General features: G+C 64.3%; 20 protein-coding genes. 14 read left to right on the top strand and 6 right to left on the bottom strand.

Annotated features, from left to right (window positions below; translation table 11 throughout):
• Positions 1-3: 3 nt before the first annotated feature.
• The 4 genes from ACNJX8_RS35435 to ACNJX8_RS35420 are packed head-to-tail and all read left to right on the top strand — an operon-like array spanning position 4 to position 1903.
• Positions 4-423: a hypothetical protein gene (locus ACNJX8_RS35435; RefSeq protein WP_439358481.1), complete on the top strand. Its 420-nt coding sequence runs from the start codon at positions 4-6 to the stop codon at positions 421-423.
• On the top strand, positions 420-899 hold the full coding sequence (locus ACNJX8_RS35430; protein WP_164934355.1) for a rod-binding protein: 480 nt from the start codon (positions 420-422) through the stop codon (positions 897-899). Before ACNJX8_RS35435 ends, ACNJX8_RS35430 begins: the two co-directional genes overlap by 4 nt.
• 42 nt (positions 900-941) lie before the next feature.
• Entirely contained in the window at positions 942-1448 is a 507-nt protein-coding gene (locus ACNJX8_RS35425; protein WP_439358480.1) for a flagellar biosynthesis protein FlgN, read from the top strand.
• A complete protein-coding gene (locus ACNJX8_RS35420; protein WP_091879832.1) occupies positions 1445-1903 on the top strand; it encodes a hypothetical protein in 459 nt (152 codons plus the stop codon). The genes ACNJX8_RS35425 and ACNJX8_RS35420 overlap by 4 nt, the downstream gene beginning before the upstream one ends.
• Positions 1904-2022: 119 nt before the next feature.
• Here ACNJX8_RS35420 and ACNJX8_RS35415 read toward each other — a convergent pair whose 3' ends face one another.
• The gene (locus ACNJX8_RS35415; protein WP_439358479.1) at positions 2023-2793 is read right to left on the bottom strand and encodes a response regulator transcription factor; all 771 of its coding nucleotides are present in this window, start codon (positions 2791-2793) and stop codon (positions 2023-2025) included.
• An 823-nt stretch (positions 2794-3616) separates the two neighbouring features.
• Between ACNJX8_RS35415 and ACNJX8_RS35410 the strand changes: the two genes are divergently transcribed.
• Positions 3617-4573 (top strand): hypothetical protein, encoded by a 957-nt coding sequence (locus tag ACNJX8_RS35410; RefSeq protein ID WP_128936220.1) that lies wholly within the window; start codon positions 3617-3619, stop codon positions 4571-4573.
• A gap of 13 nt (positions 4574-4586) precedes the next feature.
• Here ACNJX8_RS35410 and ACNJX8_RS35405 read toward each other — a convergent pair whose 3' ends face one another.
• Positions 4587-5165 (bottom strand): MarR family winged helix-turn-helix transcriptional regulator, encoded by a 579-nt coding sequence (locus ACNJX8_RS35405; protein WP_128936219.1) that lies wholly within the window; start codon positions 5163-5165, stop codon positions 4587-4589.
• Positions 5166-5676: 511 nt separating this feature from the next.
• A complete protein-coding gene (locus ACNJX8_RS35400; protein WP_439358478.1) occupies positions 5677-6525 on the bottom strand; it encodes an SDR family oxidoreductase in 849 nt (282 codons plus the stop codon).
• Between the two features lie 149 nt (positions 6526-6674).
• Here ACNJX8_RS35400 and ACNJX8_RS35395 point away from each other — a divergent pair, with 149 nt between their 5' ends.
• Positions 6675-7391: an HAD family hydrolase gene (locus tag ACNJX8_RS35395; RefSeq protein WP_439358477.1), complete on the top strand. Its 717-nt coding sequence runs from the start codon at positions 6675-6677 to the stop codon at positions 7389-7391.
• A 66-nt stretch (positions 7392-7457) separates the two neighbouring features.
• Here the strand turns inward: ACNJX8_RS35395 and ACNJX8_RS35390 are convergent, their stop codons facing one another.
• Both ACNJX8_RS35390 and ACNJX8_RS35385 read right to left on the bottom strand, forming a co-directional pair.
• On the bottom strand, positions 7458-7865 hold the full coding sequence (locus ACNJX8_RS35390) for a nuclear transport factor 2 family protein (RefSeq protein WP_091879810.1): 408 nt from the start codon (positions 7863-7865) through the stop codon (positions 7458-7460).
• Between the two features lie 85 nt (positions 7866-7950).
• On the bottom strand, positions 7951-9435 hold the full coding sequence (locus ACNJX8_RS35385; protein WP_439358476.1) for a mannitol dehydrogenase family protein: 1485 nt from the start codon (positions 9433-9435) through the stop codon (positions 7951-7953).
• A gap of 145 nt (positions 9436-9580) precedes the next feature.
• On the opposite strand from ACNJX8_RS35385, the gene ACNJX8_RS35380 reads away from it, so the two are divergent.
• The 6 genes from ACNJX8_RS35380 (at position 9581) to uxuA (ending at position 15797) form a co-directional block, all read left to right on the top strand.
• Positions 9581-10393, top strand: a complete 813-nt coding sequence (locus ACNJX8_RS35380; RefSeq protein ID WP_439358475.1) for a FadR/GntR family transcriptional regulator — start codon at positions 9581-9583, stop codon at positions 10391-10393.
• Positions 10394-10463: 70 nt separating this feature from the next.
• The gene (locus ACNJX8_RS35375) at positions 10464-11441 is read left to right on the top strand and encodes a sialic acid TRAP transporter substrate-binding protein SiaP (protein WP_164940153.1); all 978 of its coding nucleotides are present in this window, start codon (positions 10464-10466) and stop codon (positions 11439-11441) included.
• 116 nt (positions 11442-11557) lie between these two features.
• The gene (locus ACNJX8_RS35370) at positions 11558-12136 is read left to right on the top strand and encodes a TRAP transporter small permease (RefSeq protein ID WP_128956050.1); all 579 of its coding nucleotides are present in this window, start codon (positions 11558-11560) and stop codon (positions 12134-12136) included.
• Positions 12137-12140: 4 nt separating this feature from the next.
• Positions 12141-13547 (top strand): TRAP transporter large permease, encoded by a 1407-nt coding sequence (locus ACNJX8_RS35365; RefSeq protein WP_439358474.1) that lies wholly within the window; start codon positions 12141-12143, stop codon positions 13545-13547.
• Complete coding sequence (locus ACNJX8_RS35360) at positions 13544-14593, top strand: L-idonate 5-dehydrogenase (RefSeq protein ID WP_439358473.1); 1050 nt, start codon at positions 13544-13546, stop codon at positions 14591-14593. Before ACNJX8_RS35365 ends, ACNJX8_RS35360 begins: the two co-directional genes overlap by 4 nt.
• Positions 14594-14606: 13 nt before the next feature.
• Positions 14607-15797 carry a mannonate dehydratase gene (gene uxuA, locus ACNJX8_RS35355; RefSeq protein WP_439358472.1) on the top strand — a complete coding sequence of 397 codons (1191 nt, stop codon included), beginning with the start codon at positions 14607-14609 and terminating at the stop codon, positions 15795-15797.
• A gap of 230 nt (positions 15798-16027) precedes the next feature.
• Here the strand turns inward: uxuA and ACNJX8_RS35350 are convergent, their stop codons facing one another.
• The gene (locus ACNJX8_RS35350) at positions 16028-16966 is read right to left on the bottom strand and encodes a LysR family transcriptional regulator (RefSeq protein ID WP_439358471.1); all 939 of its coding nucleotides are present in this window, start codon (positions 16964-16966) and stop codon (positions 16028-16030) included.
• Positions 16967-17178: 212 nt separating this feature from the next.
• Between ACNJX8_RS35350 and ACNJX8_RS35345 the strand changes: the two genes are divergently transcribed.
• On the top strand, positions 17179-18258 hold the full coding sequence (locus ACNJX8_RS35345; protein WP_439358470.1) for an ABC transporter ATP-binding protein: 1080 nt from the start codon (positions 17179-17181) through the stop codon (positions 18256-18258).
• A 32-nt stretch (positions 18259-18290) separates the two neighbouring features.
• Positions 18291-19007 (top strand): HAD family hydrolase, encoded by a 717-nt coding sequence (locus ACNJX8_RS35340; protein ID WP_091879782.1) that lies wholly within the window; start codon positions 18291-18293, stop codon positions 19005-19007.
• Positions 19008-19019: the final 12 nt, after the last annotated feature.

Raw genomic sequence — 19019 nt, 5'->3', positions numbered from 1 at the left:
GTCATGACGTCGCGCCCGGACAAGCTCGGTCGGATGGTCTCGCTGGTGAAGCTCCAGCTCCGGCTGTCCGAATGGCAGCTTGCGCAATTGCGCCAGCAGGAGCGCAGCCTGCAGGACGAGCAAGAATGGCTGGTCGGGGCCCTGAACGAGGGGAAGCCGCCGGCGGGATCATCAAGCGAATCGATCGCGCGGCGCCTCAACAGGACGAGCGTCGGCGCCCGCGCGGTTCAGGCGCAGGCATCGCAGCAGCTCGACCTGGTTCGCTCGGAGAGCCGCCGTGTGAAACAGCTCGAGCAGGTTGCGAAAGCGGCGCTCGCCGACAAACTTCGCGACGCGGAGAAGCGATCGCTCGAGGAAATGACGGGCACAAGCCCAGCCGTGCGCGAGTGGACGCCGTGGCCAGCCAGCCGGAACAAGACATGATCGTGACAGCGACACCCGACCTCGTTCTCGACGTCCTCGAAGCCGCCGACCCCGTGGCGCAGCGCGCGGCCACCGCGAAGCTCGATGCGCTGAAATCATCGGACGCCGATTTCGCCGCCACGATGGAGGCGGAGGTCGGCAAGGCCAAGGCTGCTGCTGCCGATCAATCCGCGACGAAGATTTCCGAAGCACAGTCGGGCGCAGTGAACGGCGCTCCGGTGCAGGTGATCAAGGCGCCGGCCTCCGGCGAGGTGTACCGGAAGTTCGAGGCCTTCATCCTCCAGACCTTCGTCGAGACGATGTTGCCGAAGGAGTCGGAGGAGGTCTTCGGCAAGGGCACGGCCGGCGGCGTTTGGAAGTCGATGCTGGCGGAGCAGCTCGGTAGCCAGCTGGCCAAGGGCAAGGGCATTGGCATCGCCAGGCAGCTCGCCGCCGCGCATCCGGCAGGACCGGACGTTACGGGGAAGGCCGGATGACGATCCGGGAATGGGTGACAAAAGTTGAAGGGTGATTTTCCTATGCAGGCACAACAAGGCGCGGCGGCCCTGGTGATGGAACAGCCGGTCGCGGACATCGAGGCGACGACGACGGACCCAGCAGATGCGCTGCTGCCCGTGCTCCTGCCGAATCCCGGCGGCGAAGCGGTGGTCGAGCGCACCGACGCGGCGAGTTCGGACGAGATGCGCGGCCTGCTGGCGGCGATCCGCCGGCTCGAAAGCATCGTCGAGGAGGAGACGGCTGCGCTCGCGGCCGGAAAGAAGATCGATTTCGACGATTTCAGCGCCCGCAAGAGCCGGAGCATGCTCGAATTCGTCCGCCTGATGCGGGCACGGATGCATCTCGGCGGCGAGATCGAGATCACCGAGGAGATCCAGCGGTTGCGCGAGAAGCTGGAGCGGAATCGCTCCGTCCTCGAAATGCATTACGACGCGGTGCGCGAGGTCGCGACCGTCATCATCAAGGCGATCAAGGATGCCGAGTCGGACGGCACCTATACCGGTCGCGCAACACAGGATGGAAAATGATCAGACTGGTGCTGGCCGGGCTCTGGGTATGCATCCTCACCGCAGGCACGAGCTATGCCGTGGCCTATTGGAAGGAAAACGGCAGCCTGCTGCCGGCGAAAGACGAATATCTCGATGGGCTGCAATATCAGAAGACGCGGGCGCTGAGCGTGCCCATGGTCGAGAACGGCAACGTGCAGGGCTACATCGTCGCGCGCTTCGTCTACACGGTTGAGGCGCGGACCATGCACCAGCTCAGCGTTCCGCCGGAGCCGTTCGTCGTCGACGAGGCCTTCCGCAGGATCTATGCCGACGATCGGCTCGATTTCAGGAAGCTCGCCCGCTACGACCTCTCCGTCCTCACGACGGCCATCAAGCAGCGCGTCAACGAGCGGATGCAGGCCGACGTGGTCCAGGACGTCCTGGTTGAGGACTTCAACTACGTGTCGAAGGAAGAATTCCAGCAGAAGCCGTAGCTCGCTCTTCGCTGCTGGGCTTCGGCGGCATTCCTGCCGCTTCCGTCAGCCTTCAGAACACTCCGGCCTCCGCGGGGATATCTCCGCGAAGGCCGCCTTCGTATCGCTGTCTTGCCGCGCTAGTTACCTGCCGAATACGCTGCCGGGGCGGCGTGCGCCCTGTTCAGGAGGATGCCGACCTCGTCGAGCTCCCGCATCGGTACGTCGATCGTCTCGCCGGCCGGGATGTTGAGGCGATACCCGACGTAGCGCCGGGCCACGATCGCGTCGAAGCCGAGGCGGTCGCGGAGCTTCTTGCGCAGCTTGCTGACGTGGCTCTCTATCACGCTCTCGTCGAAGGTCGACTCGAAGATGCCATAGACCGCGTTGAAGATCTGCGTCTTGGTGATCCACTTGCCGTGGTTGCTCACCATATATTCGAGAATGCGCAGTTCGCGGCGGGGCAGGGTGAGGGCGTGGCCTGCGATCTCGGGGTCACGCCCGTTGAAGAAGACCTGGATCCTGGTCTCGCAGGGCCTTGGCAGCTCGCCAACCCGGCGGCGCGCGATCGCCGCCGTTCGGGCGAGGATTTCGCGCAGGTGGATCGGCACGTGCACGACGTCGTCGACGCCGGACTCGAACAGCTCCAGCGTGTTCTTGAGCATCTTCTGGCCGCTCATGGCGATGATAGGAGCCGAGGAGCGCTTGCGCATCGCTCGCGGCAGGCTTCCGCGGGCATCGCAATCCCCGAGCAGGAAGGCGTCCACCGCCGCCAGATCCGATTCACTCGCAGATTGCAGCCAGTCCCAGAATTCTCCGGAGGAGAAGCCGATCGACGATACACCTTCGCGAACGAGCCCTCCGACGTAGCTGTTCGCGACGCTCTCGCGATCATCAACGATAATATACATCAGTCTTTCGCCCCTGTTTCGCACTTGTTGCGCGCCCGGTTGGTTATTGTGATGCCCCGGCTCGGCAACGATGCTGTTTGACGACATTCCATCCCGCGTATCGTTGTTATGGTTCCGATATTCGCGGGCAGCCCTACGCATTCAGTGCCTGCGTCTCGCAGGCCTGCTACTTCGACTCGATACTGAACGCTTACTGCGTGAGGCCCGGCGGGTGTCTTACGGATCACCTCGCGGAGCGGATTGAGAAACGACCTAGAACAGTTGCGCCAAGTTGCTCATCGCGTCCGAACACTACTGAACTGTGTCGATCTCCTCGCCAACTGACGAGAATCACTTGACTAGGACCGTAACGATTGCCCATTTCCGATCAAGCGTGCGCCACAAAGCGATTGCTACGTGTGCTTGATGCTGTTGGTTCGTTTCGAGTTGTTTCTTGATATATTCAAACGCATCAGTTGATTTGAATCTTGAACTAGTTTTGCACCGTGGCATTCCTAAAGTTCCGCATCCCCGTATAATTACAGCCGTTTTGGGTGATGCTGCTCGTCATGCAAATTGAGGGGTTTTCAACCCGGGATTGACCCCCATGACCCCGTTTCCACATGCGACAATTCGACTCATGTACAGCGGCGAGACTCCAGCTTGGCGAAATCTTGGCGAGGGTGTGTCTTTCGAGTCGCACTCTTGCCACGTGCATGACGTGTTCGACTCATCTGACGTCGCATCGCGCGCCATGAAAAGTTTTTCGGTGCGCACGGTTCAGGCAAGCTTCGACACATAACGTTGCCGTTCGACAGATCGAACCGAACGGAGCATTTCCAAAATGTTGTCCGATGGACAAGCTCGTCCCAACGCGACCACTGATGTTTCCGCGGCGGCGAAGCCGGCGCCAGAGGCGCGCGATACAAAGGACAATGCGGCACGAGCGACCAAGCCCGCAGCGAGCGCAAAGCGTGTTTCCGCTGCGGCGAGCGATGAAGCTCTGGCGAAAGAAGCGCTCGAGGGGCTGAAGCGCATTCGCGCCAAGGCGCGCCTCGACAAGATGGCGATACCGAAACCTGCGCCGGCCGTGATCAAGCCGGCTGTGATCGTGGCTAAGCCGCCGCCGCCGCGCCCGACATGGGTCGCGCCGCTCGCAACATTGGCCGTCGCCGCCATTCTGGTGGTCTGCGCCTGCACCGGCGTGATCGCCTATCTCACCACCACGCAGCCCGTCCAGAACAACGTTGCGGCCAATACGGAGATCAGGAATCTGCGCGAGACGGTCGCGCAACTGCGCAAGCAGGTGTCGGGCGTGTCCGAAAATCTCGACGGCCTGCGTACCGCTGTCGATCAATCGAGCAAGGCGACCAATGACCGCTTCGGCAGGTTTGCCGAGAACCTGGACCGCATCGAGCGGGTGAGCTCGTCCTCCACAGTGAAGCTCGACAAGCTCGCCCAAGGACAGGCTCAGGTACAGGCCCAGGCTCCGGCGCCGGCAACTGTGGCATCGCAGCCGCCGTCATCGCAGGCAATGCCGATGATGGCCTCGGTCGCTGCGCCCGAGGTCACAGGTTCGCTTGCTCCGTCGGCGCCGCGCAAGGTGATCAAGGGCTGGTCGGTCCGCCAGGCCTATGAGGGAATTGCGATCCTGCAAAGCCCGAACGGCGTCATCGAGGCCGTGCTGGGACAGCAGGTACCCGGGCTCGGCCGTATCGAGGACATCAGGAACGAGAACGGGCGTCTGGTGGTGGAGTCCAGCGGAGGCGTCGTCTATTCGTCGCGCAAGGCAACGCCCTGATCGATGGAGTCTTCTATTGGCGGTGATGCTCGAAGCTGGTGCATAGCAGATCGACTTCCGCCTCCGCGATCGGCGCGCGAAACAGGCGACAGCTGAACTCCACCGTCGTCTTGCTGTCCGTGGCGGTGCGATCTTCTCGGAGGAAGATGCATCGCCTGCAAATGTCGGTGTGGTGCCGCTGCTCGGCTGCGTCCGACTGATCCAGCACGTGCCGCAACGTGTCGCGAAAGCGGATCTTGACGTCGTCGTCGAGGACGGCAATCGCCTCGACGAGAACGGTGACGGGGTCGCGCACCAGGAACTTCTTGCCCTGCTGCGTCACGCTCAGCATCACCGAGCGCTTGTCCTTGGCCGAGCGCTTCCGCTCGAGATAGCCGAGCCGCTCAAGCTCGCCGATGATGAATGAGGCGGTGCCGCGCGTGGTGCCGACGTAACTCGCCAGCGCCGAAGGCGTCCGGGAGAACGGGTTGGCGCGAGAGAGGAAGCGCAGCGCCATCCACTCGCGGTCGCGCAATCCGTGCTTGGTGCCTTCGAACCACAGGATTCGCGCGACCTGCTCCAACAGTTCAATCGATTCGCGAGCCAAATTCATTTCAATTCCAGGTCGGATAAAGCTTTATTCAATTGAGCCCTGAGTGAGCGCAATCTGGGTGGACGAGATGATGCACTCGGGCGCTCCTTCGTCCTGGCCGGACGGCAGTTCGCGCCGGGGAAGACCTTCTCCGGTTTTCCGGAGATGGAACTTCCGGCCGTGGAACTAGGGCGTCACAAAGAAAGTTCGAGTAAATCGCTCGGTTCAACTCTTCTGAAAATTTCAATCAAATCACGGCGGCTCGCGCCCGGATTGACGGTGATGTGCGATGACTGAGCAATATGATGTGTCGCTCCGGCCCTGATGACGCCCATTTGTTGCAACGGCGCGCGTCGATTTGCGCGGGGGCGCGGATCGTTGGCGCTTCTCCCGGATGGACTGCGGCGGAAGAACCGCAGTTTTCGGTTAATGGATATCGCGCCGCAACGCGGCCAAGCAGTTAAATCCGGCACACGATCAGATCCGGAAAAGCCTGGCGAGCCGATACCGGGATTCCCGTCGCTCAGGAGCCCTATCGTCCTTCGCCTGCGCGCCACAGCGCATCGAGGCCGTGCCGATAGGTCGGGCAGGCGAGGGTGACGCCGAGCTCGCGCTTCAGTTTTGCGTTGGAGACCCGGGCGCTGCTGGCATAGAAGCTGCGGGCCATCGCCGACATCTCGGCGGTCGCGAACGCTTCTTCCGGCGGTGGTGCAACGCCCATCAGCTGCGCGGCGTAGGCGATCACGTCCTGTGGCGGCGCAGGCTCGTCGTCGCACACGTTCCAGGTGCCGCCGCCCTGGTGATGAATCGCGGCCGTGACCGCGCTCGCGATGTCGTCGACGTGGATGCGGTTGAAGACCTGTCCCGGCTTGATGATGCGCCGGGCCGTTCCTGCCCGTAGCGTCGCGAGCGCGTTGCGGCCGGGACCGTAGATGCCGGCAAGTCGCAGGATCGCGACATCGCCGCCTGACGCATCCGTCCAGGCTTGCTCCGCTGCGATCCGCATTTGCGTGCGCTCGAGCGCAGCCTGCGGCGGCGTGTTCTCGTCGACCCACCCGCCTGCGTGATCGCCATATACGCCAATTGTGGAGAGATAAACGACCTTGCGGCGGCCCGCTGCCAGCACATTGCCGAACGCCCCAAGCGCGGGATCGCCGGCGCTGCCGGGCGGGATCGAGATGAGAAGGACGTCGGCGTCGCTGATGCGTTCGACCGCCCTGCGATCCGGATCACTCCCGGAGAAGGGATGCGCCTCGATGCCGGCGAGATCACGTCGCTGGGCGGGATCGCGTACGGTGCCGGCGATGTGCGAGAAGGCGCCGCCGAACCTGCGGACGAAGTGCCTGGCGCTATAGCCGAAGCCAAGAATGAAGAGCCGCATGCGTCTGCCGTGCTGGTCGGAGTTCCCGTCGCGCCGCTGCGCGCGTCCCCGCTCATAAGAGATTTTTGGGGCCGGCAAAAGATATTGCGATTTGTCTCACCTGCGGCCTCGGGCGATGGTCACCCGGGCGTCAGGGGAGATCATCGATCATGCAGGCAGAAGCACCCGCCGCGTTAGCATGCGAGGCCGCCGACCTGATCCGGCAAGCCGCCGCGCTGATCTTCGATGTCGACGGCACGCTGGCCGAAACCGAGGAGCTGCATCGGCAGGCCTTCAATCATGCCTTCTCGTGCCACGGGCTTGGCTGGGAGTGGGACCGCGCCGTCTACAAAGACCTGCTGCGGGTGACTGGGGGCAAGGAACGCATGCGCGCCTACCATGCAAGGCGGCGGATCGCCCGGCCATTGGCGGACGCGGACATCGCGGAGCTTCACCGCATCAAGTCCGCCCACTATGCCGAGCTGGTCGAGACCGGCTGCTGCCCCTTACGGCCCGGCGTGGCGGAGCTGCTCGCCGTGGCGAGGGAGCGCGGCCAGCGGCTCGCGATCGCGACCACCACTTCTCACGGCAATATCGACGCCTTGCTCTCGCAGGCACTGGGGACGGGCTGGGCCGGCGATTTCGACGCGATCGTTGCCGGCGATGACGTGCGGCATAAGAAGCCGGGGCCGGACGTCTATTTAGAGGTCCTGGCGCGACTGAAGCTGAATGCGCACGACTGCGTCGCGATCGAAGATTCCGCCAACGGCCTGATCGCGGCCTCACGTGCCGGCATACCGGTTCTGATCACGCGCAGCATGTTCTTCCGGGACGATGATTTCAGCGATGCGCGGGTCGTGCTGGACGATTTGTCGGGGCTTGAATGAGGCGCCAAACAAAAAGTCGCAAAACAACCCCATGCACAGTAGATCACGCCGGCGTGATCGCCGTCTTCAGTGGACCCGGTGGCTCGGGCTATCCTCTTCTGCCTGCTCGACAATCTGCGCGATCGGGCTCGACTGGTGATGCACCAGGCGCCAGCCGTCGCCGACGCGGCGGAAATGGTTCGATGCGGCCAAGGCGGTGCCGTCGACGATCTCGATGCAGAGCACCCGCGCGCTGTCGCCGTCGATGATCGCCTGCGGCTCGGCGCAGACGATCTGCGGCCGCTCCGGGTTTTGCAGGATGTCGCGCCAGCTTCCGATCACGGTGGCCCGCCCGATAATGGCCGGCCAGCCGGGATGGATGCAGGAAATGGCGTCATCATCCGCCCACATCCGCTCCATTTCGTCGAAATTGCCGGTCGAAAAGGCGGCGTAGAAGGCCGCGTTCGCGGCGATGACCTTGCTGTCCTTTGCCATGCCTCTCGGGTGCGGCAATGACTGGCAAAAATCAAGCGCGACTTCCGTCAATTTTGACCGCAGTGCAGCATGGCCCGTTTCGCAGTCACGCCGAGACGTGCGTTGCCACTGCCCGCCGTGCGCCATCCTTGTAGAGACGGCCGAGCGCCGCGGTCACCGCCTCGCGCAGGCGCGGCTCGGCGCCAAGGGGTCCGAACACCTTTGCGACGGCGAGCAATGCGGGCGCGAGCCGCTCGGCGACAGGACCTGCCTCGCGCGCCAATGCGGCGAATTCGCCGGCGAGCGGATCGCGCACGTCGATGGCGCGGCCCTGCTCGTCGAGGCCGGTGACGTAGCGCATCCAGCCGGCCACCGCGAGCGCATGGGTTGCGATCGGCAAATCCTTGCGCAGGCGATCCTGCATCGCGCCGAGCAGGCGCTGCGGCAGCTTCTGCGAGCCGTCCATCGCGATCTGCCAGGTGCGGTGGTGTAGTGCAGGATTGGCGAAGCGCTCGAGCAGCGAGGCGCGATAGGCGGCAAGGTCGGTACCTGAAGGCATTGTCAGCGTCACCGCGGCTTCTTCCATCACCTGCGCGGCGAGGCGCGCGAAATGCGGGTCCTGCATGGTGCCGGCGATGGTCTCGTAGCCTGAGAGATAGCCGAGATAGGCCAGCGCCGAATGGCTGGCATTGAGCAGCCGCAGCTTCATCAGCTCGAACGGCTTCACGTCGCTGACGAGCTCGACGCCTGCGGCGGCGAGATCGGGCCGGCCCGCCGTGAAGCGGTCCTCGACCACCCATTGCGTGAACGGCTCGGTCATCACGGGCCATGCATCGCGCATGCCCAGCGCGGATGACACCGCTTCCCGGTCGGCATCCGTGGTTTCCGGCACGATGCGGTCGACCATGGTCGAGGGGAAGGCGACCGCATCCGTGATCCACTTGCCGAGCTCCTTCGAGCGCAGCGCGGCGAACTGCGTCACGATCCGCTGCACGGTGTGGCCGTTGGCGGCGAGGTTGTCGCAGCACAGCACGGTGAAGGGCGGAAGGCCCTGTGCGCGGCGGCGCGCCAGCGCAGCCACGATGAAGCCGGGCGCCGAGCGCGGCGCGTCGAAATTGTTGAGATCGTGCACGATATCGGGATGCCGCTCGTCGAGATCGCCGGTCTGCGGTGTGTGGCAATAGCCCTTCTCGGTGACGGTCAGGGAGACGATGCGAATGGCGGGATCGCCCATCCGCCCGACCAGCCGCGAAGGATTTTCGCGCGCGACGACACTGTCGAGCAGCGCGCCGATGACGCGGTGCCCGGTGCCTTCGGCCGACCGTATGGCAACGGTGTAGAGGTGGTCCTGTGGAGCGAGGGCATCGCGCGTATCCGGGCTGCGCAGGCTCGCGCCGACGATGCCCCAAGACGCGCTGCCTGCCGCAAGGCAATCGTCGATGACGACGGCCTGATGCGCGCGATGAAATGCGCCGAGACCAAGATGCACGATTCCGGGCGTGACGCGCGAGCGGTCATAGGCCGGGCGGCGGATGCGAGGTGGCAGCCGGTCGAGATTGGCGCGGCCAAGGCGCGTCGAATTAAGGCGCATGGACGTCTCCCCTTTGCTTTGCCGCTGCTTGACATGGCGCCCGTCCTCGGTCAATGCTCCGGTCAATTGGTAAGACCAATTTTCCAAAATTGGCCGGTCGCGGAGTGCTTGAGGTGCGTCGCGCGATCCTTTCGGGAGGACCAGCGTGCCGCTGGAAGCTGTGGAGGCGAGACGGCTCTATCGCCAGGTCGCCGATCAATTGCGAAGCCTGATCGACAGCGGCGAGTACGCGGTCGGCAGCCGCTTGCCGACCGAGCGCGAGCTCGCCGAGCAGCTCAAGGTGTCGCGGCCGACGGTGCGCGAAGCCCTGATCGCGCTCGAGGTCGAAGGCCGCCTCCGCATCCGCGTCGGTTCCGGCATCTACGTGATCGAGCCCGCCGCCATTGCGGCACCGGCACCCGCTTCCGTCATCGAAGGCCCGTTCGAGCTGCTGCGCGCCCGCGAATTCCTGGAAAGCGCCATCGCCGAACAGGCCGCGCGCGTGGCAACCAAGGACGATATCTCCCGCATCGATGCGTCCCTTGTCGCGATGGAGAATGTCGAGCATCCCGGCGAAGCTTCGATGGTCCACGACCGCGCGTTTCACGTCGCAATCGCCGGCAGCCTTGGCAACGCAGTCCTGGTGCGCGTGGTCGGCGAGCTGTTCGATCAGCGCCTCAATCCCTATTTCGCGCAGCTTGCGCATTATTTCGAGAGCCCGGGCACGTGGCGCACGGCGCTCGACGAGCATCGCGCGGTGCGCGACGCGATCGTGGCGCATGATCCGGACGCCGCGCGCGATGCCATGCGCGTTCATCTGGCGCGCTCCCAGGAACGCTTTGCGCAGAATTTTGGCGCCGAGAACGCGGCGGGATCGTCGTCCGGACGCGGCAGCACGGTGCGACCTGCGGCAAAACCGTCAAAACCAAAACATGCGCCGAAGAAGCGGGCTGCGAGCAGCCACGCGCGGCGGCGATGAGATTGGGCGGTCCGCATCCTTGTCGGGGCGGGCGAACAAGAAGCAGACTTGAACGATGGAGGAAAAGTCGATGTTGAAGAAGATGACGATTGCCGCGGCGATCTCCGCCGCTGCGCTGCTGGCTGCGACCAATGCGGGCATGGCGCAGACCAAGCTCAAATGGGCTCATGTCTACGAGACGTCGGAGCCGTTCCACACCGCCTCTGTCTGGGCCGCGCAGGAGATCGGCAAGCGCACCAACGGGCGCTATCAGATCGAGGTCTATCCGGCCTCCCAGCTCGGCAAGGAGGCCGACATCAACCAGGGCCTGTCGCTCGGCTCGGTCGACATCATCATCTCCGGCTCGAGCTTCGCGGCCAAGAGCTTCCCGCCGATCGGCGTGACCTATTATCCCTACACCTTCCGTGATGCCGACCATCTGCTCGCCTACACCAAGAGCGACATCTTCAAGGAGCTCGCCAAGGGCTATGAGGACAAGAGCGGCCACCACATCGTCGCGGTGACCTATTACGGCGTGCGCCAGACCTCGTCGAACAAGCCGATCAAGACCTGCGCCGACATGAAGGGCCTGAAGATTCGCGTGCCCGACGTGCCGGCCTATCTGGCAATGCCGCGCGCCTGCGGCGCCAACACCGCGCCGATCGCCTTCGCCGAAGTCTATCTCGCGCTCCAGAACGGCACCGTCGAGGCGCAGGAGAATCCGCTGACGACGATCGAGGCCAAGAAGTTCTACGAGGTGCAGAAGCACATCGTGCTGACTGGCCATATCGTCGATCACCTCAACACCGTGGTCGCCGGCGCGCTGTGGAAGAAGCTCTCCGACGAGGACAAGAAGATCTTCACCGACGTGGCGCAGGAAGCCGCCGCCAAGGCCACCGGAGAGATCAAGCAGAACGAGGCCAAGCTGGTCGCCTTCTTCAAGGAGAAGGGCTTGAGCGTGACCGAGGTCGACAAGAACGAGTTCCGCGACACCGTGCTGAAGAACGTTGCGTTCGAGACCTTTGGTTATCGCAAGGCCGACTGGGAGCGGATTCAGGCGGTCAAGTAACCGATGCCCGTCGTTCCGGAGCGACGCGTAAGCGTCGAATCCGGAAACCTCGAGATTCCGGGTTCGGCTCTTCGAGCCGCCCGGAATGACGATTGAGACGTTTGAGGAGCAACCCCATGTCGACCGCCGAAATACACCGGCAGATCACCGCGGACGAGATCGCCCACACCTTCGAGGAGGAGGCGACGCCGAAGGTCGACCTCGGCATCTACGCGTTCGAGGATTGGGTGGCGCTGGCGATCTTCTGGGTGATGGCGCTCGCCGTCTTCCTCCAGTTCTTCACCCGCTATGTGCTGAACGACAGCTACGCCTGGACCGAGGAGATCGCGACCTATTGCCTGATCGGCGTGGTCTTCATCGGCGCCGCGATGTGCGTGCGGCTGTCGCGGCACATCCAGGTCGATCTCGTCTATCGCTATCTGCCACGGCCCGTGGGCCGTGCGCTGTCGACGCTGATCGACCTGATCCGGATCGCCTTCTTCGGCTACGCCACCAAGCTGGTCTGGGTCTACATCCAGATCATCGGCGACGAGCAGATGACCACGATCAACTTCCCCAAGAACTACGTCTATTACGCCGTGCTGCTCGGTTTCGTGCTGATGTTCCTTCGCTCGGTGCAGGCGGCGCTGCAACACTGGCGGCAGGGTTATTCGGTCCTCGAACGTCCCGGTGCCTACGACGGATCGGAGATATAACATCATGCTGCTGTTGCTCGGAGGCTTTCTCATCCTGATGCTGCTCGGCGTTCCCGTGGCGATTGCCATGGCCGCGTCGTCGCTGCTCTACATCCTGGTCAGCGGCGTGACGCCCGACGTCACGCTGGCGCAGCGCATGATCGCCGGCGTCGAGAGCTTTCCGCTGCTTGCCGTGCCGTTCTTCATCCTGGCCGGCAACCTCATGAACATTGCCGGCGTCACCGGGCGCATTTACAAATTCGCCGTCGCGCTGGTCGGGTGGATGCGCGGCGGCCTCGGTCACGTCAACATCATCGGCTCGGTGATCTTCTCCGGCATGTCCGGCACCGCGATCGCGGACGCCGCCGGTCTCGGCACCATCGAGATCAAGGCGATGAAGGACCACGGCTACTCTACCGAGTTCTCGGTCGGCGTCACCGCAGCCTCGGCGACGCTCGGGCCGATCATCCCGCCGTCGCTGCCCTTCGTGATCTACGGCATGATGGCGAACGTCTCGATCGGCGCGCTGTTTCTCGGCGGCGTCATTCCCGGCATCGTCCTGACCCTGTTCATGATGGCCACCGTCACCTATTTCGCACACAAGAACAAATGGGGCAGCGATACGCCGTTCTCCTGGCCGCAGCTCGGCTCGGCCGGGCTCGAGATCGTCATCGTGCTCTCGTTTCCCCTCGCGATCTGGCTGATGGTGCTGGCCGGTCTTTCGGTCAACATGGCCGTGGTCATCGGTCTCGGCACGCTGCTCGTGGTCGACTGGTATTTCGACTTCTCGGCGGTGATGGCGCTGATGGCGCCGGTGATCCTGATCGGCGGCATGACGCTCGGCTGGTTCACGCCGACGGAAGCCGCGGTCGCCGCCGTGATCTGGTCGCTGTTCCTCGGCCTCGTCCGCTACCGCACCATGACGCTGCAAACGGTGGCGAAGGCGACCTTCGACACCATCGAGACCACGGCCTCGGTGCTGTTTATCGTCACGGCGGCCTCGATCTTCGCCTGGCTGCTGACGGTGTCACAGGCCGCGCAGACGTTGTCGGACTGGATGCTCAGCGTCACCCACAACAAATGGGTGTTCCTGGCACTCGCCAACGTCCTGATCCTGTTCGTCGGCTGCTTCATCGACACCACGGCGGCGATCACCATCCTAGTGCCGATCCTGCTGCCGATCGTGCTCAAGCTCGGCATCGATCCCATTCATTTCGGCCTGATCATGACGCTGAACCTGATGATCGGCCTGCTGCACCCGCCGCTCGGCATGGTGCTGTTCGTGCTTGCCCGCGTGGCAAAGCTCTCGGTCGAGCGCACGACGGTGGCGATCCTGCCCTGGCTGGTGCCGCTGATGCTCGCGCTGATCGCGATCACCTACATTCCCGACCTGACCCTCTGGCTGCCAAAATACATGGGACTCTCCAAATGACCTCCACTGCTCTCGCCGCAACTCTGTTCGGACCAGAAGACCTGCGCATGATCGAGCATCCGCTCGACAAGCTCGCAGACGGCATGGTGCGCATCCGCTTCGGCGCCGGCGGCATCTGCGGTTCGGACATGCATTATTTCCGCCACGCCCGCACCGGCGATTTCGTGGTGAAGTCACCGCTGGTGCTCGGCCACGAGATCTCCGGTGAGGTCGTGGAGATCTCTGGCGCCACGGCGAACCTGAAGGTCGGTGACCGCGTCGCGGTCAATCCGTCGCGCTGGTGCGGCCATTGCGTCGCCTGCCGCGAAGGCCGGCCGAACCTCTGCGAGAACATCTACTTCATGGGCTCGGCCTCGAAGACGCCGCACATGCAGGGCGGCTTCGCCAATTACTTCGATGCGATCCCGGCGCAGTGCGTGAAGATCCCGGATCACGTGTCCTATCAGGCTGCGGCGCTGGCCGAACCGCTCGCGGTCTGCCTGCACGCGGTCGCGCGCGCCGGCAACATCGAGGGCAAGCGCGGCATCATCTTCGGCGCCGGCCCGATCGGGCTTCTGACCATGCTCGCCGCACACCGCGCCGGCATGACTGATGTCACGGTGGCCGACATCGCGCCGGCGCCACTGGCTTTCGCAAGCCGGCTCGGCGCCTCGCATGTCGAAAACGTCTCGGGCGGGGAGGAGGGTCTGAAGGCGCAGGCCGCTTCGCGACCCTATGACGTCGCGTTCGAGGTCTCCGGCACGGCCGCGGGGCTTGCGAGCGCGATCGGCATCGTGCGGCGCGGCGGCGTCGTGGTGCAGATCGGCAATCTGCCGGGCGGGCAGATCCCGACGCCGTCGAACGCGGTGATGGCGAAGGAGATCGACCTGCGCGGCTCGTTCCGCTTTGGCTTCGAGTTCATGACGGCGGTGGAACTGATCGCCGCCGGTAGTGTCGATGTGCTGTCGCTGGTCACAGCCGAACGGCCGCTGTCGACCGCGCCCGATGCGCTCAGGCTGGCACTCGACCGCTCGCAGAGCGTCAAGGTCGTGCTGACCGCGAACTGATTGGAGAACTGGCATGATGCTGGAAGGATGGCGCTGGTACGGGCCGGACGATCCGGTCTCGCTCGACGATGTCAGGCAGGCCGGCGCGACGGACATTGTCTCCGCGCTGCATCAGGTGCCGATCGGGGAAGCCTGGACACGCAAGGCGGTCGAGGAGCGCAAGAATTTCATCGAGAACGGCCAGCCCGGCCGCTCGCAACTGACCTGGTCGGTGGTGGAATCGATTCCGATCCCCGACGACGTCAAGCGGCTCGGGGGCAAGGCGACCAAGTCGATCGAGGCGTGGATCGCAAGTCTGGAGGTTGTCGCTAGCGCCGGCATCAAGATCATCTGCTACAATTTCATGCCTGTCGTCGACTGGTGCCGCACCGATCTGGAATGGGAGCTGCCGAACGGCGCCCGCGCCATGCGCTTCGACCAGGACCGCTTTGCCGCCTTCGAGCTGCACATCCTCAAGCGACCTGCCGCCGTGCAGGAGTATTCGCCGGAGCAGCAGGCGCGCGCGAAACGGCTGTTCGACAAGATGAGCCAGGCCGATATCGACTATCTCGTGATGGTCATCGCCAGTGCGCTGCCGGGCTCGACCACCGAGCCGATGACCATCCCGCAATTCCGCGACCGGCTGGAAACCTATCGCGACATCACGCCAAAGATCCTGCGGCAGCATCTCGCCGAATTCCTGGGCCGTGTCGCGCCGGTCGCCGAGCAACTCGGCGTATCGCTGACGCTGCATCCGGATGATCCGCCGCGCCCGCTGTTCGGCTTGCCGCGCGTTGCCTCGACGGCCGAGGATTACCAGGCGCTGTTCGACGCCGTGCCGTCCAAGGCGAACGGCATCTGCCTGTGCACGGGCTCACTCGGCGTGCGGCCTGAGAACAATCTGCCGGAAATGGCAGAGCGCTTTGGCCCTCGCATCGCTTTTGCCCATCTGCGCGCGACCAAGCGCGAGGCGGACGGCCTGTCGTTCTACGAGTCCGATCATCTCGACGGCGACGTCGACATGGTCGCAGTGCTTAAGGCGCTGCTAAAGGAGAATGCGCGGCGTTCCCGAGACAAGAGAATCGTGTTCCGTCCCGATCACGGCCACCGCATGCTCGACGATCTCGCCGCCACCAAGCGCACCAATCCCGGCTACACCGCGATCGGCCGCCTGCGCGGCCTCGCCGAACTCCGCGGCGCGATCAGGGCGATCGAGCATCGGTGAACTCTTCGCCTCTCCCCGCTTGCGGGGAGAGGCCGGAATGCGCGCTGAAAGCACGGATTCCGGGTGAGGGGGACTCGCCGCGAGTCAGATAACCGCTATACGAAAGCCCCACCCACATCGTCATTGCGAGCGTAGCGAAGCAATCCAGAATCCCTCCGCGGAAAGACTCTGGATTGCTTCGCTGCGCTCGCAATGACGTGAGGGGAGAGGTGCCGCACCCCAACGCGTCCTCAATAACACGCCGCCATCGCGCCGAGTTTCGGATAGAGCCGGTCAATCGCCGCGATCTCGCTTTTCATCTGGGCGATGATCCAGTCGCGGATCTCGACGGCGATGGGGCGCATCGGTCGGTTGCGCGGCGGCAGGAATTCGCAGACGCGGCGCGTGGTGGTGAGGGTATCGGAGGCCGGCACCAGCGCGCCGGTGAGAAGCCAGTGCGAGGCCACCGTCAGCCAGCCGAGCGCGATACCCTGGCCGAGCAGCGCGGCCTGCACCACCACGGCATAGTCGGTGAAGCTCAGCGCCTTGGCCGCGCCGCGGCGCCCGGTGAGGAGCGATGCGTAATCGGCGGCCCAGTCGCCCGGCGTCTCGGCGAGGCGGATGATGGTGTTGCCTTCACTGGGATCGGCCTCGCCAAGATAGCCGGGGCTGCACATCGGCAGCATGACTTCCTTCATGATCAGCGTGCCGCCGGACGACGGCTCGTCGCGATCGCGAAAACGCATGCCGAGATCGACATTGTCCACCGGCCCGCGCAGCGCGCCGGAGATCAGCTGGAAGCGGAGATCGACTTGCGGAAACTGCTTCTGGAGCTTGTCGATGCGCGGCATCAGCCAATGCGTGGTGAAGGCGGAGGAGACCGACAGCGTCACCGTCTCGGTGCCCTTGCGCCGCCGTTCGATTTCCACGAGGCCGCTCTCGATGCTGCGAAAGCCTTCGAGCACGCGGCGATACAGCAGTTCGCCTTCTTCGGTGAGCACCGCGCGTCCGGCCGTGCGATCGAACAGGCGAACGCCGAGATGCTCCTCGAGCTGGCCGAGCATCCGGCTCACCGCCGGCTGCGTGACGTTCAATTCTGCGGCCGCCGCGGTGAAGCTGCCATTGCGCGCCGCCGCGTCGAAGACGAACAGGGCGTTGCTGGACGGCAGCATGCGGCGCAGCTCGGGCATAACCTCATGTTATGAGCCGCGTGAGAATTTGGCAATTGCCGAGTTTTGCCAAGTCTGATGTCATTGGCATGACAGCCCAAAAAGACAGGGCCTGCGGAGGAAGATTTGGTGCGGTGCACGCTTCGTCCGTGAGTGCTCGGAATCCTGTCTATAAAGCAGGCTTATGGCGCGCAGTGAGGCACGCCATCACACGGACTGGCGAGGGTCGATCGTTGGACAAGCGAGCGGAAAGCGTCGAGATCAAGTCCGCGAGCAAGACGTACGGCGCGGTTCGCGCCCTCGATGACGTGTCCCTCAATGTTGGCGCCGGCGAGTTCGTCTCGCTGCTCGGCCCGTCCGGTTCCGGCAAGACCACGCTGCTCGGCATTTTGGGCGGCTTCATCCTGCCATCGAGCGGAACAATTCTCTTCGGCGGCCGCGACGTCACCTGGATGCCGCCGCACAAGCGCGATCTCGGCGTCGTGTTCCAGAACTACGCGCTGTTCCCGCATATGAGCGTCGGCGAGAATGTCGCCTTTCCCTTGCGCGCGCGCCGGCTGCCGAAAGCGAGCTGGCCCGACAAGGTGCGCGCGGCGCTCGCGATGGTCGGCCTCGCCGGCTATGAGGCGCGCGGCATCGCGCAGCTCTCTGGTGGCCAGCGCCAGCGCGTGGCGCTGGCCCGCGCCATGATCTTCGAGCCGCGCCTGATCCTGATGGACGAGCCGCTCTCCGCGCTCGACAAGCAGCTGCGCGAATCCATGCAGATCGAGCTGCGCGCGCTGCACAAGCGCATCGGCGCCACCATCATCTACGTCACCCATGATCAGCGTGAGGCGCTGACCATGAGCGATCGGGTTGCCGTGATGAAGGACGGCAGGCTGATCCAGATCGACGTGCCCGAGCGGTTGCACGATCATCCCGCAAATTCCTTTGTCGCGAGTTTCATCGGGGAAGCGACGATGCTGCCCGTTCGCCGTGTCGATGCGGCCAGCGTCGCGCTCGGCAACGCGCTGCTGCGCAGCGCCCGTGCCATTCCGGATGGCGATGCGTTGATGCTCGCCGTGCATAGCGAAAAACTGTTGATCGACGACGGCGTGCAGGATGCCGCCTGTAACCGGCTGACGGGCACGGTCACCGACATCGTCTATCAGGGCGAGAGCCTGCGTGTCTTCCTGGCGCTGGAAGGCGGCATCGCGCTCAGCCTGCGCCAGCCGAGCTACCATCAGGCCTACAGCCGCATTCCGCCGCTCGGCGGCAGTCTCACCGTCACCCTTCACCCCGAGGACACCATCGTGGTGCCCAGGGTGGACTGAAGCCTTGTTGCAACCTGAGAGAAGAAACGAACATGTCGACCCAAGCCGCGTTCAGCAATTTCAAGGTTCTCACCTTCGACGTCGTCGGCACCTTGATCGACTTCGAGACCGGCGTGCTCGCCGCGGTGCGCAGGATCTCGGGCAAGACGCCAGCCGAGCTCAGCGACGACCAGATATTCGAATCCTACAAGCGCGGTCGTGACAAGCATTACGAGCGCTCGAGCGAGGTGATGTTCCACGTCTACCGCTATCTCGCCAAGGAGCTCGGGCTGCCGGCCGACGATGCGTCCTGCGACATGTTCCAGCTCGCCGTGCTGCGCTGGGGGCCGTTCCCGGACTCGGTCGAAGCGCTCAAGCGCCTGCGCACCAAATTCCGGCTGGTCGCGATGACCAATGCCGACCGCGTTGCGCTCTCCTGTTACGCGCATGCGCTCGGCAATCCCTTCGACGACACGGTCTGCGCCGACGAGACCGGCGTGGCTAAGCCGAACCCGGAATTCTTCGCCTACAACAAGGGTCGCCAGTCCGCCTTCGGCTACAAGCAGTCCGACATCCTGCACGTCGCGCAGAGCCAGTACCACGACATCGGGATCGCGCGGAAGCTCGGCTACAAGGTGTGCTGGATCGAGCGCCGCCAGGGCATCGCCGGCTTCGGCGGCACGCCGGCGGTGGAGACGCTGACCAAGCCGGACTTCCATTATCCGACGCTGAAGGCGCTCGCCGACGCCGCTATCGGCCCGGCGGCCTGAGTCCGTGAGCGC

Source organism: Bradyrhizobium sp. SPXBL-04 (assembly GCF_051853035.1).
Lineage (GTDB): Bacteria > Pseudomonadota > Alphaproteobacteria > Rhizobiales > Xanthobacteraceae > Bradyrhizobium > Bradyrhizobium zhanjiangense.
This window is presented reverse-complemented; position numbering and strand designations above follow the sequence as displayed.